17 protein-coding genes are annotated in these 20,803 nt (G+C 38.6%); 7 read left to right on the forward strand and 10 right to left on the reverse strand.

Annotation, left to right across the window (positions count from 1 at the left end):
- Nucleotides 1-450 precede the first annotated feature (450 nt).
- Nucleotides 451-1,719 carry an ATP-binding protein gene (locus HX021_RS08995; protein ID WP_286589857.1) on the forward strand — a complete coding sequence of 423 codons (1,269 nt, stop codon included), beginning with the start codon at nt 451-453 and terminating at the stop codon, nt 1,717-1,719.
- A 1-nt stretch (nt 1,720) separates the two neighbouring features.
- Complete coding sequence (locus HX021_RS09000; protein ID WP_286589858.1) at nt 1,721-2,209, forward strand: tetratricopeptide repeat protein; 489 nt, start codon at nt 1,721-1,723, stop codon at nt 2,207-2,209.
- A gap of 646 nt (nt 2,210-2,855) precedes the next feature.
- Here HX021_RS09000 and HX021_RS09005 read toward each other — a convergent pair.
- From HX021_RS09005 to HX021_RS09030, 6 genes are all read right to left on the reverse strand, one after another.
- On the reverse strand, nt 2,856-3,608 hold the full coding sequence (locus HX021_RS09005; RefSeq protein WP_286589860.1) for a carboxypeptidase-like regulatory domain-containing protein: 753 nt from the start codon (nt 3,606-3,608) through the stop codon (nt 2,856-2,858).
- A 165-nt stretch (nt 3,609-3,773) separates the two neighbouring features.
- Nucleotides 3,774-4,220 (reverse strand): hypothetical protein, encoded by a 447-nt coding sequence (locus tag HX021_RS09010; RefSeq protein ID WP_286589861.1) that lies wholly within the window; start codon nt 4,218-4,220, stop codon nt 3,774-3,776.
- A gap of 215 nt (nt 4,221-4,435) precedes the next feature.
- Nucleotides 4,436-6,790 carry a TonB-dependent receptor domain-containing protein gene (locus tag HX021_RS09015; RefSeq protein ID WP_286589862.1) on the reverse strand — a complete coding sequence of 785 codons (2,355 nt, stop codon included), beginning with the start codon at nt 6,788-6,790 and terminating at the stop codon, nt 4,436-4,438.
- Nucleotides 6,791-6,879: 89 nt separating this feature from the next.
- Nucleotides 6,880-7,587, reverse strand: coding sequence for a LytR/AlgR family response regulator transcription factor (locus HX021_RS09020; protein ID WP_286589863.1), 708 nt, complete (start codon nt 7,585-7,587; stop codon nt 6,880-6,882).
- Between the two features lie 2 nt (nt 7,588-7,589).
- Entirely contained in the window at nt 7,590-8,630 is a 1,041-nt protein-coding gene (locus tag HX021_RS09025) for a sensor histidine kinase (RefSeq protein WP_286589864.1), read from the reverse strand.
- A 401-nt stretch (nt 8,631-9,031) separates the two neighbouring features.
- Nucleotides 9,032-9,478, reverse strand: coding sequence for a nuclear transport factor 2 family protein (locus tag HX021_RS09030; RefSeq protein WP_286589865.1), 447 nt, complete (start codon nt 9,476-9,478; stop codon nt 9,032-9,034).
- A 389-nt stretch (nt 9,479-9,867) separates the two neighbouring features.
- Between HX021_RS09030 and HX021_RS09035 the strand changes: the two genes are divergently transcribed.
- Complete coding sequence (locus HX021_RS09035) at nt 9,868-11,556, forward strand: S8 family peptidase (protein ID WP_286589866.1); 1,689 nt, start codon at nt 9,868-9,870, stop codon at nt 11,554-11,556.
- A 204-nt stretch (nt 11,557-11,760) separates the two neighbouring features.
- Here the strand turns inward: HX021_RS09035 and HX021_RS09040 are convergent, their stop codons facing one another.
- Nucleotides 11,761-12,216, reverse strand: coding sequence for a nuclear transport factor 2 family protein (locus HX021_RS09040; protein ID WP_286589867.1), 456 nt, complete (start codon nt 12,214-12,216; stop codon nt 11,761-11,763).
- A 301-nt stretch (nt 12,217-12,517) separates the two neighbouring features.
- Here HX021_RS09040 and HX021_RS09045 point away from each other — a divergent pair, with 301 nt between their 5' ends.
- Nucleotides 12,518-12,925 carry a GNAT family N-acetyltransferase gene (locus HX021_RS09045; protein WP_286589868.1) on the forward strand — a complete coding sequence of 136 codons (408 nt, stop codon included), beginning with the start codon at nt 12,518-12,520 and terminating at the stop codon, nt 12,923-12,925.
- A 72-nt stretch (nt 12,926-12,997) separates the two neighbouring features.
- Here HX021_RS09045 and HX021_RS09050 read toward each other — a convergent pair whose 3' ends face one another.
- Nucleotides 12,998-13,948, reverse strand: a complete 951-nt coding sequence (locus HX021_RS09050; RefSeq protein ID WP_286589869.1) for a hypothetical protein — start codon at nt 13,946-13,948, stop codon at nt 12,998-13,000.
- 428 nt (nt 13,949-14,376) lie between these two features.
- Between HX021_RS09050 and HX021_RS09055 the strand changes: the two genes are divergently transcribed.
- The 3 genes from HX021_RS09055 (at nt 14,377) to HX021_RS09065 (ending at nt 18,673) form a co-directional block, all read left to right on the forward strand.
- Entirely contained in the window at nt 14,377-15,750 is a 1,374-nt protein-coding gene (locus tag HX021_RS09055) for an amidohydrolase family protein (protein ID WP_286589871.1), read from the forward strand.
- Between the two features lie 115 nt (nt 15,751-15,865).
- Entirely contained in the window at nt 15,866-17,095 is a 1,230-nt protein-coding gene (locus HX021_RS09060; protein WP_286589872.1) for a hypothetical protein, read from the forward strand.
- A 561-nt stretch (nt 17,096-17,656) separates the two neighbouring features.
- Nucleotides 17,657-18,673, forward strand: a complete 1,017-nt coding sequence (locus HX021_RS09065) for an energy transducer TonB (protein WP_286589873.1) — start codon at nt 17,657-17,659, stop codon at nt 18,671-18,673.
- Here the strand turns inward: HX021_RS09065 and HX021_RS09070 are convergent.
- Together HX021_RS09070 and HX021_RS09075 are read right to left on the reverse strand one after the other, a co-directional pair.
- Nucleotides 18,665-20,002: a hypothetical protein gene (locus HX021_RS09070; protein ID WP_286589875.1), complete on the reverse strand. Its 1,338-nt coding sequence runs from the start codon at nt 20,000-20,002 to the stop codon at nt 18,665-18,667. The genes HX021_RS09065 and HX021_RS09070 overlap by 9 nt on opposite strands.
- A gap of 198 nt (nt 20,003-20,200) precedes the next feature.
- Nucleotides 20,201-20,791 carry a DUF3267 domain-containing protein gene (locus tag HX021_RS09075; RefSeq protein WP_286589876.1) on the reverse strand — a complete coding sequence of 197 codons (591 nt, stop codon included), beginning with the start codon at nt 20,789-20,791 and terminating at the stop codon, nt 20,201-20,203.
- Nucleotides 20,792-20,803: the final 12 nt, after the last annotated feature.

The following is a 20,803-nucleotide window of genomic DNA, read 5'->3' on the forward strand; positions in this document are numbered from 1 at the left end:
CAGAGGAGTTTGCTAGAAAAATCAATAAACAAAATATTGCAGCTTAACTATGTGTCCATTTTATTGTTGCAATTCCAAAAGATGCTTTTAGAACGGGAACGCTAACCATAAGGGATAAATATAGCTTTGATTTTCCTGCTATAATTTCAAGTGATGAATGGGACGTTTTTTTAACTAACTTTTGGAAAGATGCCATAGAATTTGCTCAATTAATTGAACAAATACCAGAAGAAAAACTACAAGAAATTTTTATAGATGAGAAATATGGTACTTATCATCTAAATATAGAGTCGATGATTGAACACTGCTATTATCACTTAGGGCAGATCGTGCTCCTGAAAAAGTATTTTGTCCACATCTCATGATGTGGTTTTTGAACTAAATTTATAAACCTATAAAGCATGCAAATAAATGAGAATTTTAATAGATTTGGTATAAAGCTGAATTATCATGAAGAATAGTACCAAGATCACAAATGCAAGCATAGAATCTGCCGGTCTACCAAAAGATGCCAAACAGGCCATTGCTGAATATATATGGAATGGATTTGATGCTAAAGCTACTGCCGTGTCCATTGATATCAAGAGTAATGAACTGGGCTTTATCGAACGTATCAGCATCCGTGATAATGGAGAAGGTATCATGCCGGACACCTTGGACTATTCATTTGGTAATTTTCTGGACTCGCTCAAGAAAGGGCAACCAAAACGGACTTCATATACCCGCGGTAAAAAAGGGAAAGGACGATTCTCTTTTTCTCTTTTTGCAACACGTGCCACCTGGCATACTGTCGTAGTCCAACACGATGCGCTCATAGCTTATACATTAATCATAGACAGAGATACAAAAGAATCGTACGAAAGCTCCGAACCGCTGCCAGCACAAGCGGAACACTCGGGTACTGAAGTGGTCCTCGATGGCGTATTTGGACTGAATGCAATGACACTCGAATCGGAGGAATTCAGGGATTTTCTGGCACAGGAATTTGGTTGGTTCTTGCATCTGAATAAGGATACGGGCTACAGTATCAAGATAAATGGTAAACCGATCTCCTATCAGCAGCTGATTCAGGAGACTGATGAAACCTCGGTGACGATATACAGCCCCCAGGAGAATTCGTTCGTATTTAAGATTAACTATATCCGATGGAAATATCCGATAGGTGACCGCTACTATTATTATTTTCTGAACAGTCATAAAGTGGAGGTGGCCAAACTGCTAAGCAGCTTTAATAATAATGCGATCGAGTTCCACCATTCGGTGTATGTGGAGTCCGCTTTTTTTGACGGTTTTGAAATCTCGGATATGACGCTGTCTACTGAAGGAAACTTATTCAGCGAGAAAGAACAGCAAGTAGTATACCGCAAGCTATTGGCCGAATTACGTGATATGCTGGAAAGGAAACAGAAGAAATATGTACGTGAAAAGGCGGTGGACATCAAACTAGAAGAACTCGCACAGAAGGACCTTTTACCCCGTTATGGTGCTTCTGATACAGATAAGGATCGTAAGGCTACGCTTCTACAACTGGTGCAGGAGCTTTACATTGCCAATCCACGCGCCTTTGTGGGTATTAAAGCTGATTTAATTAGGACTTACTTGGGTTTTTTGGATCTCTTGTTACAAACAGACCGTAAAGCGGAGATACTGCCCATCATTGAACAGGCTATCCCCCTATCGGATAAAGAACGGGAAAGGATAGGTATAATATTGCAGTAATATGAGTGTAAAAGTTCCAATCGTTCGACAAGTATCCTGGCCAGCAATCCTGGTCATCATCGTATTATGGATACTTTTTTTAGCCGTCTTTGCATTTTTCATTCCAAAACACGGGCTTTTTATCGGTGCAGTCCTATTTGCCCTATTATCCATTGTATTGCAGCAGACAATCCCCTTAAGCCATAAAAAAGGGATGAAAGCGATCAAGCAAAAAGACTTCAAGACGGCCTCGGAATACTTCAGCCAGAGCGCTGATTTTTTCACAAAAAACAAGTGGTTGGACAAATACCGTGCGGTAACGCTATTGAGTGCTTCAAAGATGTGTTATCGGGAAATGGCGCTCTGTAATATTGCATTCTGCTATGCACAGACCATGCAACCTGAAAAGGCAAAGGCTCTTTATGAACAGATCCTAGAAGAATACCCGGACAATGGAATCGCCTATTACAGTCTGAGTTCAATAAATACGTTCTCAAATAAAACTGATTAATAGCATCCTATTAGAAGGGGTATCGAGCAGCTAAGCGCCCTTATTTAAAAATTGCAATACCAAATTTATTTGCTTAAATTGCTATAAGAAAGATATTTTGAAAAGAGTTACCAATTCAAAAAATCATGGAATCAATCTTTAGAAAACTAATGTACGGCCTGATGCTTTTGGAGATATCATTGATATTTTTTCGCTATATCAATGGAGGGGCTGATTCTTTTACTAGCGGGCTTTCAATTATGCTAATATCCCAAATAGCAATAGTAGTCATGACACTATCAAAACAAAAAAAGAGTAGTGCATAAAGTCAGCTTCAACAAATAAAGTAACGAAGAGCTACTTAACACCCTATGCAGGGGCGTCTGTCGTTGATGCTGTAGGATTTAATATACGCGTATGCTCAATGGAGTCGAAGCTTATCGGGACTAAAATAATTAGGTGATATGTTTAAGATAAATAAAAAAATAATTTTTATAGCCTTTGTCTTCTGTCTATTTTTCCTAGGATTGGGGATTAATGATATTATTCACATTTATAGGGACAATCACCGATTAACATTCAATGATTTCTCAATACTTATTCCTTATATCATATCGGGGAGTATTTTCTTTTATACGCTGTACATAAAGAAAGATGATAAAGCTACTTAAGGCCCAATATATTCATGATAACTCTTTTTGATGTAAAGGATAATATCATAGTCGGACATGTGTTTCGCTTTGTCAATGTCCGGACGATACAACTGCATGAAACTTTGTAAAGAGTCTCCTTTAAGGCCCGTCAAACTTTGAACCATACGCTTTGAAAAGGTGTGGTCAAGATATCGCTCTTCCTCTTCTTTTATCAATTTCTGTTGGAGCTTAGATTGGGGGTTACGTTTTTTCCCTAACATAGAAATAACAGAAAGCACATCAACACTAATCAGCGAAGCAGTACTATTGCTAGCTTGATAAGGTGATCTAGGAACATTTGAAGAATAGTTTTTGGTGATAAAAATGTCTTTAAATTTGGGTTTGCTATAATTGAAGGCCTTGGCAAATTCTTCCCGAAACTTTAAGGAATCAGCCTTATAATTTCTTAACGGATTGACCTTGACTTCATCCAACAAAATCGTTGTTTGCTCCATATAGATAACCAGATTATCCAGATTGGTATTATTCACGATATATTTAACTTCACGATATCCGATTGAAGAAAAGGTGATTGTATCTCCAAGATGAATGCCCGGTAATATAAATTTGCCATAACCATCGGAAAAGGTGCTCCGCGAAGTTACTTTGATCGAAACCCCCATAAGAAAATCGCCCGAATGCTTATCTTTAATCGTGCCTTTCAGATCTTGTGCAGAAGATAAGTTTGTGATAAAGAGCAATAGCAACAACAATTGTAGTCCATTCACTTTCAATTAGTTTTACAATAAAAATATTATAAAACTAAACCTTTGCCAATGTTATTAACTCTTTTTAACGCATGACGCTTTGATAATAGCCTCCGGCCATCCAAATAAAAAGCCACATCTCAGGACGTGGCTCAACAACATTTATATATTTATTTGAGATGGCTCTTAGTTATATGAGTTGATCGATTTGGAGACTTTCCAGCTGTTACCTTCGCGCTCCAAAGTCACAAGATCTGTTTTGGAAAAGTTTTCGAATTTCATCGTTACTTTGGCCACCATATAATCTGCAGACTCTTCAAGGATCTCCGTACTTACCGCGCAATTCAGCTGCTCTCCTTTTTGCTTTTTCAAGGATTTGATCACCGCAGTACGGCTATAAGACTGCGCATTGGAAGCTTGGATCTTTTGGCTGAAACCTTCAGCAAATAACTGCTCCACTCCTGCTGATTCGCCTTCGGTAGTGACCGCAACATAGTGGTCCAATGCGAAGTCTGCAGTGGAAAGATTAACGTTGGCTTTTGCTGATTTGGAACCTGGTCTTTCAGCAGCCATAGTGAATGTGGATACTGCGATTAAAGCGGCTGCTGTGAATGTTTTTACTAATGAATTCATAATGTCTTTTTTATTGTGTTAGTAGTTTTCTTCTAAATAATTTGTTCTTCATTTGTGATGAAGTTATCATGAGCATTTCCATCTATGCTCATGATGGTTGTTGTTCTTATTTGTTGACTCAAAATTACTGCACAATAGACCCCAGACCTATAGGCTTTAGACCAACGGACAGGAAAACTCGGTGAATGGCGGAAATGGGGAGGTGAATTTTAACTTTACATTCCAAGTCTTTCTTTTAAGGTTGTGTTTCCATCGTTTTCTAGACTTTTACTTTTTGACTTAGCCCCTGCTGAAAAATTATATTTAAAACTAAGAGTAACTTTTCTCGTATCTCTTTTAAGATAACTTTGTGATATCGCTGGCAGATCTTCTGTTTTGACTTTTACATTAGCATCATAAAAAAGATCTGAAACGGATAATTTAATGAATGCCTTTTTGCCAAAAAGAGATTTTCGCACGCCCAAGGTCGTGTTTGAAAAAGCCCCTATGTCATAAAGTCCATCCAAGAATGCAGTACTTCCAAAAAATACAGCCTCAACATTCCATCCGTTTGCTATTGCAAAACTGTTATAGAAACTTAAATTCCCATAGTACTTAGACTTTCTTTTGATCTCTCCGTCCTCCAGTCCAGGGTAACTAAATTTTAGATGACTACCTTCTAAATATAGATTGGAATTCCAAAATTTCACAAAATTGAAAGAGCGAGAAAGACTCAATGTCCATTGATATTTATTATAGAAATTGTCTGTAGTAAGGGTATATTTATAGGTTTCAGGGTTATATATGTAATAATCATTCAGGCTGTTATTTGTTATAGTATGGTTTAAAGTAAGATTGGTTTCCTTCAAACTGGCATTCATAAAGAACTCATGATGAACTTCTGGAATTAATTTTGAGTTTCCACGGTTAACAGTATAATTGTCTATGATAAATTCGTATGGTATCAATTTGCTGTATGAAGGTCTATTTATATTTCTAGCATACCCAGCAGAGAAAGTATAATTGTCATTGAGCAGATAATCAAATCTTACTTTAGGTAAAAAATGGAAATAGTTTCTTTTGAGGTCCTGCTGCAGAGAAAGCTTGTAATCTGTATGTTCACCCCTTAATCCTAAACTGAGATTGACCTTTTCAGAAAATTTATATTCACCAGAAAGATAAAGGGCAAAAATGGATTCATTAAAACGGCTTTCCAAGGTATCAATTATATTATTCTGATTAAAGCGCTGTATATTATCACTCTGTGTATGAACATATTTCGTTCCGACACTATACTTAAACCTTTTATAATTCTTATCAAAATCTATAGCAAATGTCTTTGCATTAAATTTGGAATAGGTATTATTGAATGTATATTGTTTTTCGCTTCCGGTAATCTCTTCCAATTTCTGATTTTTTTCATTTTCATATACTAGGATATCTCCAGAAAATTGAATCCGCGAATCCAAAGTATCTAAAGTTCGGATATAATTGGTGCCAAACGTATAATTGTTGATATCATATTTGATATCATTTTTACTATCTATTTTCGATAAATTATCATTTTCCCTTTTAGTAATGAAAACATTCCCAAGACCATCGTATTTATTGTAATTTCTTCTAAAAGTAAACGCCAATCTATCATTGTTGGACGGTTGATAGCCCATGCCGGCTGAATAGGATCCAGAATTGTAGTTATTATCTGAAAAATCTATATCTTGGTTTAATTCTCCGATTTCCTGGGAATCTTTTATCAATAGTCTATTTTGATAACCTTTTTCAATCATTTTTTTTGTGTTATGGTTTGCATCGGCTTCAAAATAAACTTTTCCAAGATTCACACTTGCAGTTAAACCACCACTCCCTCCGGCTTTTATGCCCTTAAATATGCTCCCTTCTATTGAAGCAATAATGCCTTTCGTTTTTTTCTTTTTTGTATAGATTTCAATAACAGCCGAAGTATTTCCATCATATTTAGATGAAGGCGCAGTGATGATTTCAATTCTTTCAATTTTGTCTCCTGATAGGGTAGATAATACCATTTGCAAAGAGGTTTCTGGTATACGCTGCTTATCGAGAAAAACAGCTATGTTGGTTTTCCCTTGCACTTTAATTTGATTATTGACAACCTGGACATATGGGCTCATACTTAAAATAGTCATAACATCATTTCCCTGAGCAATATCAGAACCGTCGAGATTCAGTATGACACGATCTGTTTTATAGCTTAATAATTTTTTCACCCTATTCACCTGAACCTCATCAAGCATCAGCTCATCTTTCATTAGAAAAGTGGTGTCAGCTTTAGAAGAAGTGCCGGGAATAATAATTTCACGCTCAGCGCTTTTGTACCCTGTCGCTGTTAGTATCATTTTATATCCGCCTGCATGGATATCTTTAAGCATAAATGAACCATCATGAGCAGACATTAACATTTTGCTTGTCTGATTGTCATCATGATCGATAAGCTTTATAGATACCCCTGCTAAACCTTGCAATGTTTTTTGATCTACAATGGTACCAGAATATATGTTTTGGCCTTTAGCAGTTAGCGATATAAAAAAAATAGTTGTCAGTAACAGTGTCTTCATTGTCATATATGTTAGTTATAACAAAAAAAAGACTTGATATTTAAATCAAGTCTTTTTTTACACCAAATCCTATTTTTAAGGGACGAATACTAAATTTCGAGAACTTTCATCAGCTGTTCTTTATAGGATTCTCCGATGGGGAACAAGCGATCTGAACCTTCCAATTTCAGATGTCCGCCATTGAACGCTGCTATCTTTGAGATGGAAACGATAAAGGAACGGTGAATTCTGATAAAACCTGAATTCATTAAAGTAAACTCGAGATCTTTCATATTCATCAATGTTGTCAATTTGTTATTCACAAATGATATCGATACATAATTTTTCAGCCCTTCTATATATAGCACTTCGTTGAGCTTTACCTTTAGATACTTGCCTTTTTGGTCCCCTTTGACAAACAAAAAGTCTTTTACGAGTTTGGGAGTATTTGAGTTGCCAACATTGTTCCTTCTATTGAATTTACCCATAGCAGTCATAAACCTTTCAAAGGTAACCGGCTTCAATAGATAATCTACAATATCATTTTCGTACCCCTGAATCGCATATTCTTCAAATGCGGTGACCATAATAAATTTATGCTGTCCATTTTTTATCCTGACAAACTCAAGTCCTGACAACTCCTCCATATTGATATCGATAAAAACCAGATCTATGTCTTTATTTTTATCCAAATAATCCAAAGCCTGTAAAGGGTTGTTAAAGGTCTTCTTAAGTTCAAGGTGGGGTGTCTTATTGACATACCCAGCTAGTAGTTCAACAATATGCTGTTCATCATCAATTATAATACAGGTATTCATTATCAAATCCTTAAAAATACTTCAAAAATATATCTGTCCCCGTCTATATAATTTTTATGTTCAAACCTGTCTTTGTAATATATAGTAAGTCTTCGAATCGTATTCTTTAATCCTATTCCTGAACTTTCATTATATCTTCTAGGTGTAGCCGGGACATAGTTAATACAAGTGAAATATAAATAATTTTCTTCTATTTTAAAAGATATAGCAATAGGTTTGTTTGGATCATGCAATATACCATACTTAAAAGCATTTTCTATTACAGTAATGAAAATCAAAGGAATAACTTCAACATCTTTTAATAATGGGTCATAACTCAATTTTACATAAATCTGGTTGTTGAATCTAATTTTATAGATTTTAATTAAATTCTCAATGTGCTCGAGCTCTTTTGATAACCGAACATAATGGTTTTCTCCGTCAGTGGTTGATAACGAATAACGCATGATATTTGAAAGCAAATGAATTGCCTCAGCAAGTTCAGGCGAATTGTTGACCGATTTTCCATAAAGGAAGCTTAAAGTATTGTAAAGAAAATGTGGGTTTATCTGCGCTTTAAGAAAATCGAGTTCCATCCTTGCGGTTAGAATCTCCTTACTCTGCTTTTCAATGAGAATTTCACTTTTTTCTTTTTCTACTTTTTGTAATATGGTGGCACTTCTTTTAATCGTCCAATATCCAAAAGAGACAAGATATAATTGAAAATACAGATATCCTGATTCGATAAGAAATAGCTTTAATTGAAATTCCTGCTTTATACCATACAAAAGATTAATAAAAGGAATTTTGATCAGATAACGCATGATTAGATAAAAGGCTAAACAGGCAATAGATAGATAAATAGTCTTGAATAAATTTACTTTACAATAATTGAGGACGTAAGTATAATTTACATAAAAAAATAAGGCCAACAGTACATGAGATAGGAAAAAATCAATAAGATAAAAATCACTCTCAAGAATATATAACAGCACTAATTTCAATAAAAAATATAAAGTCCAAAGAGTAAATTGAACTTTGATCGGTTCAAATTGTTTTTTCATTAAAGATTTATCAATACTCCTCTAATATAATCGTTTTTTTATTTGAGAATTGATTAAGCTTGGTATTTTGCGGAATTATACATAAGATAGTATCATTCAATTGAAGAATTCTTACTGGGTCTCCTTCTATCGGCGCAGCTTCGCTACATTTTTCTTTTGATTTTTATTTTTTTTTGAATTCATGATAATTTGATTTATAAGTTTGTCCCTACTCTAACTGCTTTTCGGGTTCCGCAATAATTTTGATATACGAGTATAGTAGCTTAAAAAAATTGCACATTACTTTTTTACACTAAACCCGATTATCCAGAAAAGCCACATCTCACGACGTGGCCTTAATAAACATATGATTCACTAGTGGTCAGCCTAAACTAACCCGACTGACCACTGATGATCGGATACTATTGATAGGTATTGATAGACTCGGATACTTTCCAGCTGTCGCCTTCATGTACCAAAGTAACCAAGTCGGTCTTGGTGAAGCCTTCGAATTTCAATATGACCTTGGCCACCATATAATCAGCGGACTCTTCAATAACCTGCGTGCTGACCAGACAATTTAGCTTCTCCCCTTTTTGTTTTTTCAAGGATTTGACGACCTCGTCACGACGATAGGTCTGCGCGTTGGATGACTGAACTTTTTGTGTAAAGTCTTTGGTAAACAATTGTTCTACCCCATCCGACTCACCTTCGGTAGTGACCGCAACGTAATAGTCAATAGCATAGTCTGCACTGGAAAGATCAATCTCAGGTTTTTCTGGTCTGGATACTGGATTGTTTGCAGCCATAGCAAAAGTGGATACTGCGATTAAGGCTGCTGCTGTGAATGTTTTTACTAGAGTTTTCATAATGTCTTTATTTTATTGTGTTAGTAGTTTCATCTAAATAATTTGCTCCTTATCAGTGATGAAGCTATCATGAGCATTTCTATCTATGCTCATGATGGTTGTTGTTATTTGTTGACTCAAAACTACAGCACAATAGGCCCCAGGCCTATGGACTTTAGACCAACTGACAGAAAAACTCGGTGAATGGCGGAAAGATGCGGGTGAGTAAAAAACTTTATATTCCTTGCTCCAAAAGATCACGATGCAACAGAAAATCGAAAAAAATATTTTTTCAACAAAAACTTTATTTACTTTGCTGCAGATTTTATTTAAACAGATTAAGGCTTACTTAATCGAATCAAAAAAGACCATATATTTTTCATACTTGTTAATTAAATTAGAAAATTTTAATGCTTCATTCATTCAAAATCTCCTTTTACTGCTTATTTCTTTGTTTTCTGTTTAACTCCTGTAAAAAGAATGAGGATGTTATCATTCCTGAGCCAGAGCCTATAAAAATTATCATAAAACCAGACATAGTTTATTTACAACGCGACGTACAATTTGTAGGAGCTAGATTGACTGTTGAGCTCCAAAATCTTCCAGAAGGCGAATCAAATGAAATCAACTGGACAATCGAAAACACTCGAATAGCAAGTTTAACACAAAATGCAATAACCAAAGAAGCTTCAGTATGGCCCGAAGCTGCCGGTGAAACATATGTCATAGCGACCCTTGCTAATGGTAAGGCAACGGCAAAAACAAAGATAGTTGTCACTGATGCCAACGACTATAAATTTAGACTGATATTGAAAGATAAAGGGACATCTTCTCACTCAATTCATAAGCCCGAAACTTTTTTATCTCAAAAAGCTATCCAACGACGATTAAAAAGAAATATTTCAATTGACGACTCCGATCTTCCTATTTCGGAGGATTATTTGACTCAAATCCAGCAGATAGGATGTAAAATTGCAGCTAAGAGTAAATGGCTCAATACTGTCACAGTACATTGCGAAGATTATTTCCTCATAGACAAATATAATGTCCTGCCTTTTGTTAGATCTGTAGAAAAAGTATGGGAAGGTCCTAGAATGACATTGGCCGAAAAAGGTAAATATAAAGATATACCTCAAAAAGCATCCAACCACTCTCCAAATAATCATTTAGACTATGGAGCTGCAATCTCAAATATTAGCGTAAATAATGGCCAAATACTTCATGAAAATGGCTTTAAAGGAGCGGGGATAGATATTGCTGTCATCGATGCAGGATTTTTGAATCTTAAAAATAATCCAGCTTTTAAAAACATGAATATCAAAGGTGCCAAATCTTTTGTATATGAAAACGACGATCCATATGCTGTCGATCTGCACGGTATCTGGGTAACCTCTTGTATGGCTGCCAATCAACCGGGTACATATGTAGGTACGGCACCTGAAGCAAACTACTGGTTATTACGCTCTGAAGACCAATCGTCCGAGCATCATATTGAAGAAGACTACTGGGTAAGTGCAGCTGAGTTTGCTGACAGTGTGGGTGTGGATATCATTAATTCATCGCTTTACTATGGCCCCGAGAGTTTCTACAATCCTCCTTATCAATTTGAAGAAATGGATGGTAAAACCACATTTGCTACACGAGGAGCTAATATCGCTGCCAATAAAGGTATTATGATTGTCAATTGTGCGGGCAATGATAGAAACTGGGTCGGAAGCCCGGCCGACTCCCCACTTGTGCTAACAGTAGGGTCGGTAAATGATAATCGCTTGGTTTCTTATTTTACCTCTTGGGGGCTGACTGTAGATGGCAGAATGAAACCGGATGTAATGGCTCTAGGGAGTAGCGCTCACGTAATCGGAGAATCTGGCACTAGTGAAACCCGAAGTGGAACTTCTTATTCAAGCCCCATAATTTGTGGTTTAGTCGCCTGTTTATGGCAGGCCTATCCTCAATTGAGTAATAAAGATTTATTGGACGTGATACGCAAGTCAGGAGATAGGATGAACAATCCTATTATACCATATGGATATGGCATTCCTGATATGAAGAAAGCAATGGAAATAGCGGAAGACATTAAAATATTTAAAAAGTTTTAATAAAAAGTGTATTAGAATATATATCCATAAAACGATACGCTAGGTGCCCGAAACATGGCATGCGATGTCAATTGTATGAGGGACATGACCATACAAGCAAACACTAAGAGAAAGGGCCTGACTGACATTAGGCCCTTGTGACATAAAAAGCCACATCATCGGATGTAGCTCCACAACATGTATATATTTAATTGAGATGGCTTCCTATTGATAGGAATGAACTGACTTGAACACCTTCCAACTGCCATGCTCGTAGGCCAAAGTCACCAGGTCAGTCAGGCTGAAGTGGTCAAATTTCAGTACAATTTTTGCAATCATATAGTCTGCTGATTTTTCGACGATCTTGATATTTGTTTTACAGTTCAGCATTTCTCCCTTTTGTTTTTTCAAAGATTTAATCACTGCGTTACGTCCGTAGGTCATTACATTGGCCGCTTGAATCTTTTGGCTAAAATCTTGGGCAAACAGCTGCTCCACCCCTGCTGATTCACCCCCCGTCGTGACCGCAACATAGCGATCCAAGGCGAAGTCTGCTGTGGAAAGGTTAACGCTTACTTTCTCTGATTTCGGACCTGGTCCTTCAGCAGCCATAGCAAAAGTGGATACTGCGATTAAGGCTGCTGCAAAGAATATTTTACTAGAGTTTTTTATCGAAATCATTTGTTTTTATTTGGTGATAAAGCTACCATGAGTGCCATTTGAAAGCACTCATGGTGGTTCATAATGTCTTTATTTTATTAGTCGTATTTATTGTTATTTGTTGCCTCAAAACTATAACACAATAGGCTCCTGGCCTATGGGCTTTAGACCAACAATGAGGAAAATTCGGTGAATGATGGAAATGGGAAGATGAGTAATCAGGATTTGTTAGCAAACATATGCTTCAATTAATTTTACAAGTTAAAATATTGTTGATATATTGATCGATAATAAAGCATTATATCAACGCTACCCCTATATAATGAACATAACAATTTCAGACACCCGAAATATCAATAGAGATGATATTTTAAAGCTATACAAGGCAAACAAATGGAGCGCTGCTGACAAGCCCGATGATCTGTATCAGGCATTGATGAATTCGCATACACTGCTTTCTGCCTGGAGTGGAGAATCATTGGTCGGTCTGGGGAATGCCATCTCGGATGGGTATCTTGTCGTCTACTATCCTCACCTACTGGTTCATCCTGATTTCCAAGGCCAGGGGATAGGTCAGCTCCTTCTAGAAAAAATGCAGCAGATCTATGGTCACTTCCACATGCAGATGCTGACAGCAGACGGTAAAGCCGTAGATTTTTATAAAAAGAATGGCTTTGAGCGGGCTGGAAAAACTGAACCTATGTGGATCTATAAAGGAAATGAACATTAAATCAAAAAAAGCCACATCTGATGATGTGGCTTTGTAACCTATATGGTCGTCTGATTTATTTATCTTTTATAACTACTCCTCATCCCAAGATGAAACATAAAAAGGTAACTCGACTCCCGCTTTCACTACTTTTCCCTCATCGAGGATATCCATTAGAATCAAACCTTTGTAATAAGGCTTATCATGTCGTTCGCCAACTGTTTTTTGGATATCGACCAACTTGCCTTTCGTCTGAAATTTCTTCCAGTTGCGATCAATAGGTCCATAGGATTCTGCAAGCATATTAGGCCCGGTGTATTCCCAGTAGGATACATTAGTCAATTGATTGCTTTCGTCAAATGCTATCTCCTGGCCTATCAGTTTGGATATGTCATGTTCTAGCTTCAGGCTGATGAACTGACCAGCATTGGAATAAACACTGTAGAAAAAATCGCTGTACTGATCAGGCCCCGCAGTAGTGTTCACTGATTTTTGGGAAGATGATGGGATGGAGAAAAAATTGAAAGCTGGGTTAACCGTCATCACATCAAATATCAATGCTGTACATGGCGTATATTGAATAGCATTCAGGTCTACCTTACCCGTCAACATACGTTCACTAGCGGGTTCATCATTTTTGAAAACCTTGCCTGAGAAAGAAAAAGACAAATGGCCTCCAGCTTTGTCATAGTTAAAATCTGAGACCTTAAATGATTGCTCAGCTTGAAGGTGTGGAGCAAAATATTGTCCCTCATCCGGCGAGTTTTGTTTTAGATACTGCACCTTGGCCAATGCTCCATTCTGAAGTAAGGTCAGCTTCAATTCTGCATAAGTACCATCCGCTTCTTTAATGGCCGTAATAAGATTGATCTGCCCACAATTGTCCAGATTGTAATCATAATTCACTTTGCCCCTGACAGCATGATTATTATCTGAAAAAAGTATACTCATCGTTGCGCCTGAATCACTTTCCTCTGATTTTTTACAACCGGCTGTAAACAACAAGAAAAAAACAGCAAATAAAAGTAGATACCTATTCTTCATATCAATATAATTTTCATAAAACAATTAAAATATTTACACAAAACACATTAATTAACGTAAAAATAGTAATAATTAACAAAGAACCAACATTAAACAAATATTAAATGTTAAACACGCTACATTTAACAATATTCAATATAAAAATATATTTAAAATTAAGTTTAGCTCACTTTCAGACTATTGAAAGTCATTAGGTATAGCTACTCTTGCCTTTAATACTGGAGAGAAGCTATCGATTTGCATTGCGCATGAGTTGCTGAAGGACAATTATTTTGCTAAATTGAACGCTGTAAATCTATACGCGCTTATCCGGTTCATCTTTGCGTTACTTATAAACCTTTATGTAACTAGTTATGGTACCTCACAATTCTAAAAACTTTCACCTGTTTTTATGTATATTCCTTATCGTTCTGCAAGGGTGTACCCATATGGCACAGGTGGTCAGCAACAAAGTATCGGAACAGAAGATCCAACAGCAAGCTCTGTATGCCATCAAGGATGTAAATATCATCCCAATGACAACAGGATCAGAAATCATCGAACAGGCAACAGTGGTGGTTCAAGATCATAAGATAACGGCAATCAATGGACCGATTCCAGAGGCTGCCCAGATCATAGACGGTAAAGGTAAATGGCTTATCCCTGGGCTTATCGATATGCATGTCCATAACCCGACTGACCTTAATTTTGGTGCTAGCTATCCCACTAAAAGCCCTAATTTCTTAATGGATACACAGGATCTTATGCTACTATATATAGCAAACGGTGTGACAACCGCATTTGAATTAAGTGGAAGGCCCGAACATATGGCCCAAAGAAATGAAATAGTTAAAACGGGACTTATTGCCCCACGCATTGCCTTGGCGGCTTTAATTGATGGTGGAAATGGTTCGGGATTGGTGGCAAACACGCCCTCAGATGGGCGCCAGACTGTCCGCATCGCCAAGGCTCTAGGATATGAATTTATCAAGATCTACTCGAGTATCAATCTGGAGACTTTCTCCGCTATCGTTGATGAAGCCAACAAACAGGGGATGAAAGTGGTGGGACATATTCCGGATACCTTCAAAGGTAGGCTATCAGAGGCTTTTGTACCCCATTTTGATATGGTTGCCCATGCTGAAGAGTATGCCAAGCAAAGTCCTGATTTCAGCGATCGTGATGCAGCTCATTTCGCCAAGCTTGCGAAAGACAACAACACCTGGCTCACAGCGACACTGATCACAATGGTACGCATCGCGGAGCAGGCTCGTACACTGGATAGCCTTCGTGACCTACAGTATCTGTCCTATGTCCATCCGCTATTGCAAAGCAAATGGTTAACGGCCAATCAATATAACAGGGGCAGTTCTCCAGATCGCATCGCACATTTTGAAAAAATGGCTGAATTTCATATCCGTCTGGTAAAGGCATTCAAACGGGCTGGTGTTCCAATCGTCGCAGGTACAGACGCCGGAACGTCCGGCGTGGTCTGGGGCTACGCGCTACACGATGAACTGGAACTTTTAGTCAAAGCGGGACTAACACCGGCCGAAGCACTGGCAGCTGCTACCCGCTTGCCTGCAAAATGGCTGCAGCTGGAGGATAAAGTGGGGACAATCCAACCGGGAAAATGGGCTGACATGGTTTTATTAGACGCCAATCCGCTGGAAAATATAAGGAATACCAAGAAGATCTCGGGAGTTTTTATAAATGGCCAATGGGTAGATAAATCCCAGCTGGCTGCCATGCTTTCCAAATTAGCCAAGAAAAACATCGCAGGGAAGGACAAATATGATTGGAAAAAGCGAAGTGAACTTTGATTCGGGCAATACAGATAAGCTTTGATAGTGCCGGAAAAAACTACCTGATTGAGAGATAAATTTTGAAATACGGGATATAACTAATAATTTAGTTATCAAAACTAAACTCTTAGTTATGAAAATATATCTGATGCTTTTATTTACCGTGCTCAATCACTGGGCCAATGGTCAGATCAATACTCAGCAGTTGTTTGAGCTCAATGAACAGATTACCAAAAATCATCATGAAAATTACCAGATCGCGATACAGCAATTCAGCAAATTGCCATTGGACAGCATGGATAACCGAAGCAAGGCAGTTTTTTATCAGCTCCAATCTTCTTATCATTCATTGATCGGAAATTATGATAGCTCACGATTCTACTGGGATGAACAGTATGTCCCCTGGATCAAGGAACAGAAGATCGAGTGTGATACTGCCTTTTATAAACGGCATCATTTTGTTGATGCAAAGGACTTTATTCTAAAACGGGCCAAAAATGAAAAGGTGGTAATGATCAATGAAGCGCACAATATTCCGTATCACCGTGCATTTGTATCTCAGTTATTAAATGGTTTCCGCCAGATGGGTTTTAAATACCTGGCCATAGAGGATCTATCGGATCAAAATATTAATACGACTCGGAGCGTGACGGACACGATGGGCTATTATAGCAGGGAACCTCTTTTTGCGGAAATGATCAGGGAAGCTCTTCGGCAGAACTTTACGCTGGTAAAATATGAAGCCTGGGGAACCAGCAGTAATCGGATGCGGGATTCACTGCAGGCCGTCAATTTGGCCAAGCTGCTGAAAACTGATCCTCAAGCCAAACTACTCGTTTATGCCGGCTATGACCATATACATGAAGGCTCCCGGACCGATTGGAAAAAAATGGCCCAGTTCTTTAAAGACCTGACCAGTATTGACCCATTGACCATATCGCAGACCCGGCACATCGAACAGTATCATCCTGAATTTGAGACGGGCGAGTTTCGGGCGGTCAATCAGTTCGTTGCGTTCACTGAACCGCTCGTCGCCCTGACCGCTGATTCGATCTGGCATGATGACTTTGTGGATATCTCCCTGCTTTATCCGCGCTATCTAAAGTCTGGTCAGCGCCCGCCGTATTTATTGCTGGATGAACTGCGAAAAGCGATTCCATTACATCCCACCCCTCAGGAAAAGGGCCTTTTCGTACAGGCTTATTATGCGGATGAAAAACAGGGGCACCGGATCCCAGCCGATCAGCTCTTCATCAAAAGAACAAAAGAATGGCTGTATCTAAAGCCTGGCACCTATGTTCTCGAGTTCAAAAACACGAGTGACCAAGTCGTAAAATCAGAAAAAATAACTGTCGGTCAATAGAAATACAAAAAGTGTCATCGTAAGTCGTGTCTTTTACCACTACTTGCCTCTATAAAAAAGAAAAAAAGTAAAACAATTTTAAAACGGGTATTGTTCTTATTACACAAGAGCAGCTACAAGCTACCTTTCAATAGAAAGGAACAACATAAAAATTGGCGTAGTGCAGTAAAAATCCAATTGTCTTAAAAAACATTGGATGACGAAACATACAATAGGAAACATACAAATTACTGTACAGAAAAGCGCTAAGAGAAAGGGTCTGATTTACATCAGGCCCTTTTGACGTAAAAGGCACGGCTCATGGCCCAATATTAATCAAGATAATCTCAAATGCCCTATCCAAAGACTATTTTTTTGAATCCCTTCAAATCCGGGTCATACCATATTGATTGATCTATATGCTTGGATACTGACGTATATTAGGGGACTCCCAATGATGGCCCAAAGCGGATTGAGCCAATTTGATCATTTCAGTGTAAGACACAGGGAAGAGAAATGAAATCCTATTAAGTTTAATAAAAACTTATGTATATTTGAGAAAAAAGCATATTATTTAACCATATGAAACACCATTTGTCCAATCTGTCCATAAGCTTGCTTACCCTCCTATTCACCTGCTTTGTGCTTCCTTTACAAGCTCAGGAGACTATTGTTACCTATATTAAAAAAAATGGGGGGCATACCGCCTTCAAAGATTCCGCCGCTTATACGAGCATCATCCGGTCAACTCCCAATGCAGCGGGGCTTTACGAATTAAACGATTATTATCCCAACGGCAGTTTGAAACGCCATGGCTGGACCAAGGTAGCCGATTCACGCACATTACACCTGGAGGGAACGGTAGAGACATATTATGAAAACGGCAACCTGGCAAGCTCTGCCGGATATACGGACAATAAATTGAGTGACACGGTCAAAAGATACCATAACAATGGCCTCTTAAAAGAAACCCGCTTTTTCTTCAAGTCGGAGCGCAGCCCCAACGAGTTCCTTTTTCCAGAACGCAATAGCCGGCTATTGTATTATGCCGATTCTATGGGCAGGGTGCAAATAAAGGATGGGAACGGCAAATTTGAGGTCAGCAATAAGAAAGACAGTGAACAGGGCCAATACGCCAATGGGCTTCGTGAGGGACATTGGGAAGGGACATTCAATAAGGGAAAAAACCGATTTGAGGAATGGTATGAAAAGGGGCTGTTAAGTAAGGGTATTACCACTGATAGTGCGGGTAATAAATTCCCCTATACACAACGGGAAGTTCATCCGGAATACCCCGGTGGAATAAAAAAGCTGATGATGTTTGTGGCCCAAAATTATAACTTTCCCAAAGAAGCTTTGAAAGCCAGGGTATCGGGCCAGCTACTGATCAGCTTTGTGATTGAAAAAACTGGAATACCCAATGATTTTGAAGTGATAAACGACCTCGGCTACGGTACCGCCGCCAATGGTATAGAAGTGATCAAAAAAGCACAGAAATGGACCCCAGGTTATCAATATGGCTTGCCTGTACGTGTCAAGTATTCCATTCCGATCCGCCTAAATCTATTACCTGCTCCCACAAGTTCAAAATCACAATAGCCTGGAGCGGATCTGTTTCAATACAGTCTGCATTTCTTGATGACGTCGTTTGTTGGATCGGGAAAGCGTGATCGCCTGTTGCTGTTCTGCTTCGGCTTGGGCATAAAAACCTACTTGGTAAAGCAGCTGTGCCAGCGTAGCATGATATTGTGCTACTCCTGGTCGCTGGTCGATCGCTTTCTTCTGCCAGCGGATAGCATCAAATAAAGCTTCAGGATTATTTTTCGCGAAGACCAGCAACTGCTTAGCCCCATAGCTCAGGTTACGGGATTGATCCTCCAGATAGTATGGGCGTCCCTTTTCAACGGATTGCTTAAACGCCGCATGTTGAGCACTGTCCAATACGGGGCCGCGCCGCGAGAATTTGGCCTGACGATCCTGTGCGAAATCTATCCGTGACATGGAGTCTGGAGAAATACGATAAAAACGATCATTGTAAAAAGATCTTGCCATTTCAACATAAGCTACCGTATCTCGCGTGAGCCGCTTGTACTCCAAAGGATAAAAACCTTGCGAAATTGCACCCCGCAAATAATTTGGCGTCCAGGTCTGATACGCAAAATAGCCCGCGCTGTGGGCTAAGGATAAATCCTTCTTGTTGAGTGCTTCCCGGAATGTCTGCTGGATAATTCTATTGTTTATTTTCTTACGCCGCGGCAACGGTAAGGTGGCATACAAACTATCCACCATTTTACCATTCGTGCGGGCCAAAAGATAGGTCTTGCTATTATACACCGGACCACAGCTCAGCAGGAATATAACTGTCTCAAAATTATTCAGTTCCTGTACAGTCAGTTGTGCCATGTAATCACTCAGTACCTGCTGGTCAGTATATTGATCGAATGCTTGATAGTGATCGAGCATCTTTTTCAGCAGCGATTGTTGACGCATCCCCTTGTGATACTGTGCGCTGAGTTTGCCCAGTGTTTCACCCTTTGCCAGGGTGCTTGCCGAATCTATGAGTGCTTCCAGCTCGGCTGCCCCATCTACCGCTTTATTGTGGCGCAATAAAGGGATTCCGTCTTTGTCTGTAAAGAGATAAATAGGGTTATTCAGGTAGAATGTTTGATGGAGCGGATGGTTAAAATCGTCACGGTGCAGCTGCACGATACCTGCAACAAATTGTGCATCCAGCTTATCTTTTGCCTTTTTGGAAACGCTTCCTTTAAAAGGTATAAACTGATGTTCATCTTGCTGATGAATGATCAGAAATAACGGTTTATTTTCCTGCTTTGCCCGTTCCAGCAGGTCCGTGTAATTACTGTGTTCTGGAAAGCTGGCCTGTGCTGTAACAGGATGAGTTAAAAACCAATATAAGAAGACTAACACCGCCGACTTTAAATAGAGCTGAGCCACCATTCAATTAAAATATATTGTTAATAAGTTATAATATAATTGATAAAATTAAATAAAATTCTTCATATATTCGACATAATTCTTTTTTTAGTTTATAGGTGCGGTTTCTATAGTGAAGGTCCCAAAACCATCAGGTCATGGATTTTGAACCAACACAGCAGGAAACCAGGCTTATTCATCTTTTTTATAGATAAAACATCCTGCTTCTGAGGGGTGGTCGAGAACCAAATTTCGCATGTCTTCACGCCATATGAGTTGAACGATCATAAAATCTCCGGCTGCGGAAACGGTAAAAAAAATGGCAAACAACAGGATATTCACATTTCCGCTGTACCAGGCATAAATGGCAGGGATAAGCCCTAATATAATGAAAGGCATCAATGCGCCGATAATATATTGACGGACAAGAAGTGGCTCCTTACAGTGGCAATAGGGTGTTAGCATTTTCATCAAGACACCAAACTTGATTGATTTAAACCCCTTCTTGGTGTAACAGACCCAGGTGATCCCATGGATCAGTTCATGCGCAATGATACCAAGGATCACCACCAGTATGCCTATCAGGACCGAAGTGATGGAGGTAATTTCTAGCATATCGATCATAAAAACAAATGGCCCATCCTGTCGGCCCCAAATCAGGTAAAACGGTAAAGTATATAGTAGAATAACCGGAATAAATAGAAACAGTGCAAAGACATTGGCTTTATACAGATCAATAAACCGCTCTTCTTTGTGGTAACCAGGAATTGATGCTATATCCATATGGTGTTTATA

This window comes from Sphingobacterium sp. N143 (assembly GCF_030325625.1).
Lineage (GTDB): Bacteria > Bacteroidota > Bacteroidia > Sphingobacteriales > Sphingobacteriaceae > Sphingobacterium.

Coding starts and splice junctions, on each gene's coding strand:
- HX021_RS08995 (WP_286589857.1), top strand. CDS start 451: ATGAAGAATAGTACCAAGATCACAAATGCAAGCATAGAATCTGCCGGT.
- HX021_RS09000 (WP_286589858.1), top strand. CDS start 1,721: ATGAGTGTAAAAGTTCCAATCGTTCGACAAGTATCCTGGCCAGCAATC.
- HX021_RS09010 (WP_286589861.1), bottom strand. CDS start 4,220: ATGAATTCATTAGTAAAAACATTCACAGCAGCCGCTTTAATCGCAGTA.
- HX021_RS09015 (WP_286589862.1), bottom strand. CDS start 6,790: ATGAAGACACTGTTACTGACAACTATTTTTTTTATATCGCTAACTGCT.
- HX021_RS09020 (WP_286589863.1), bottom strand. CDS start 7,587: ATGAATACCTGTATTATAATTGATGATGAACAGCATATTGTTGAACTA.
- HX021_RS09025 (WP_286589864.1), bottom strand. CDS start 8,630: ATGAAAAAACAATTTGAACCGATCAAAGTTCAATTTACTCTTTGGACT.
- HX021_RS09030 (WP_286589865.1), bottom strand. CDS start 9,478: ATGAAAACTCTAGTAAAAACATTCACAGCAGCAGCCTTAATCGCAGTA.
- HX021_RS09035 (WP_286589866.1), top strand. CDS start 9,868: ATGCTTCATTCATTCAAAATCTCCTTTTACTGCTTATTTCTTTGTTTT.
- HX021_RS09040 (WP_286589867.1), bottom strand. CDS start 12,216: ATGATTTCGATAAAAAACTCTAGTAAAATATTCTTTGCAGCAGCCTTA.
- HX021_RS09045 (WP_286589868.1), top strand. CDS start 12,518: ATGAACATAACAATTTCAGACACCCGAAATATCAATAGAGATGATATT.
- HX021_RS09050 (WP_286589869.1), bottom strand. CDS start 13,948: ATGAAGAATAGGTATCTACTTTTATTTGCTGTTTTTTTCTTGTTGTTT.
- HX021_RS09055 (WP_286589871.1), top strand. CDS start 14,377: ATGGCACAGGTGGTCAGCAACAAAGTATCGGAACAGAAGATCCAACAG.
- HX021_RS09060 (WP_286589872.1), top strand. CDS start 15,866: ATGAAAATATATCTGATGCTTTTATTTACCGTGCTCAATCACTGGGCC.
- HX021_RS09065 (WP_286589873.1), top strand. CDS start 17,657: ATGAAACACCATTTGTCCAATCTGTCCATAAGCTTGCTTACCCTCCTA.
- HX021_RS09075 (WP_286589876.1), bottom strand. CDS start 20,791: ATGGATATAGCATCAATTCCTGGTTACCACAAAGAAGAGCGGTTTATT.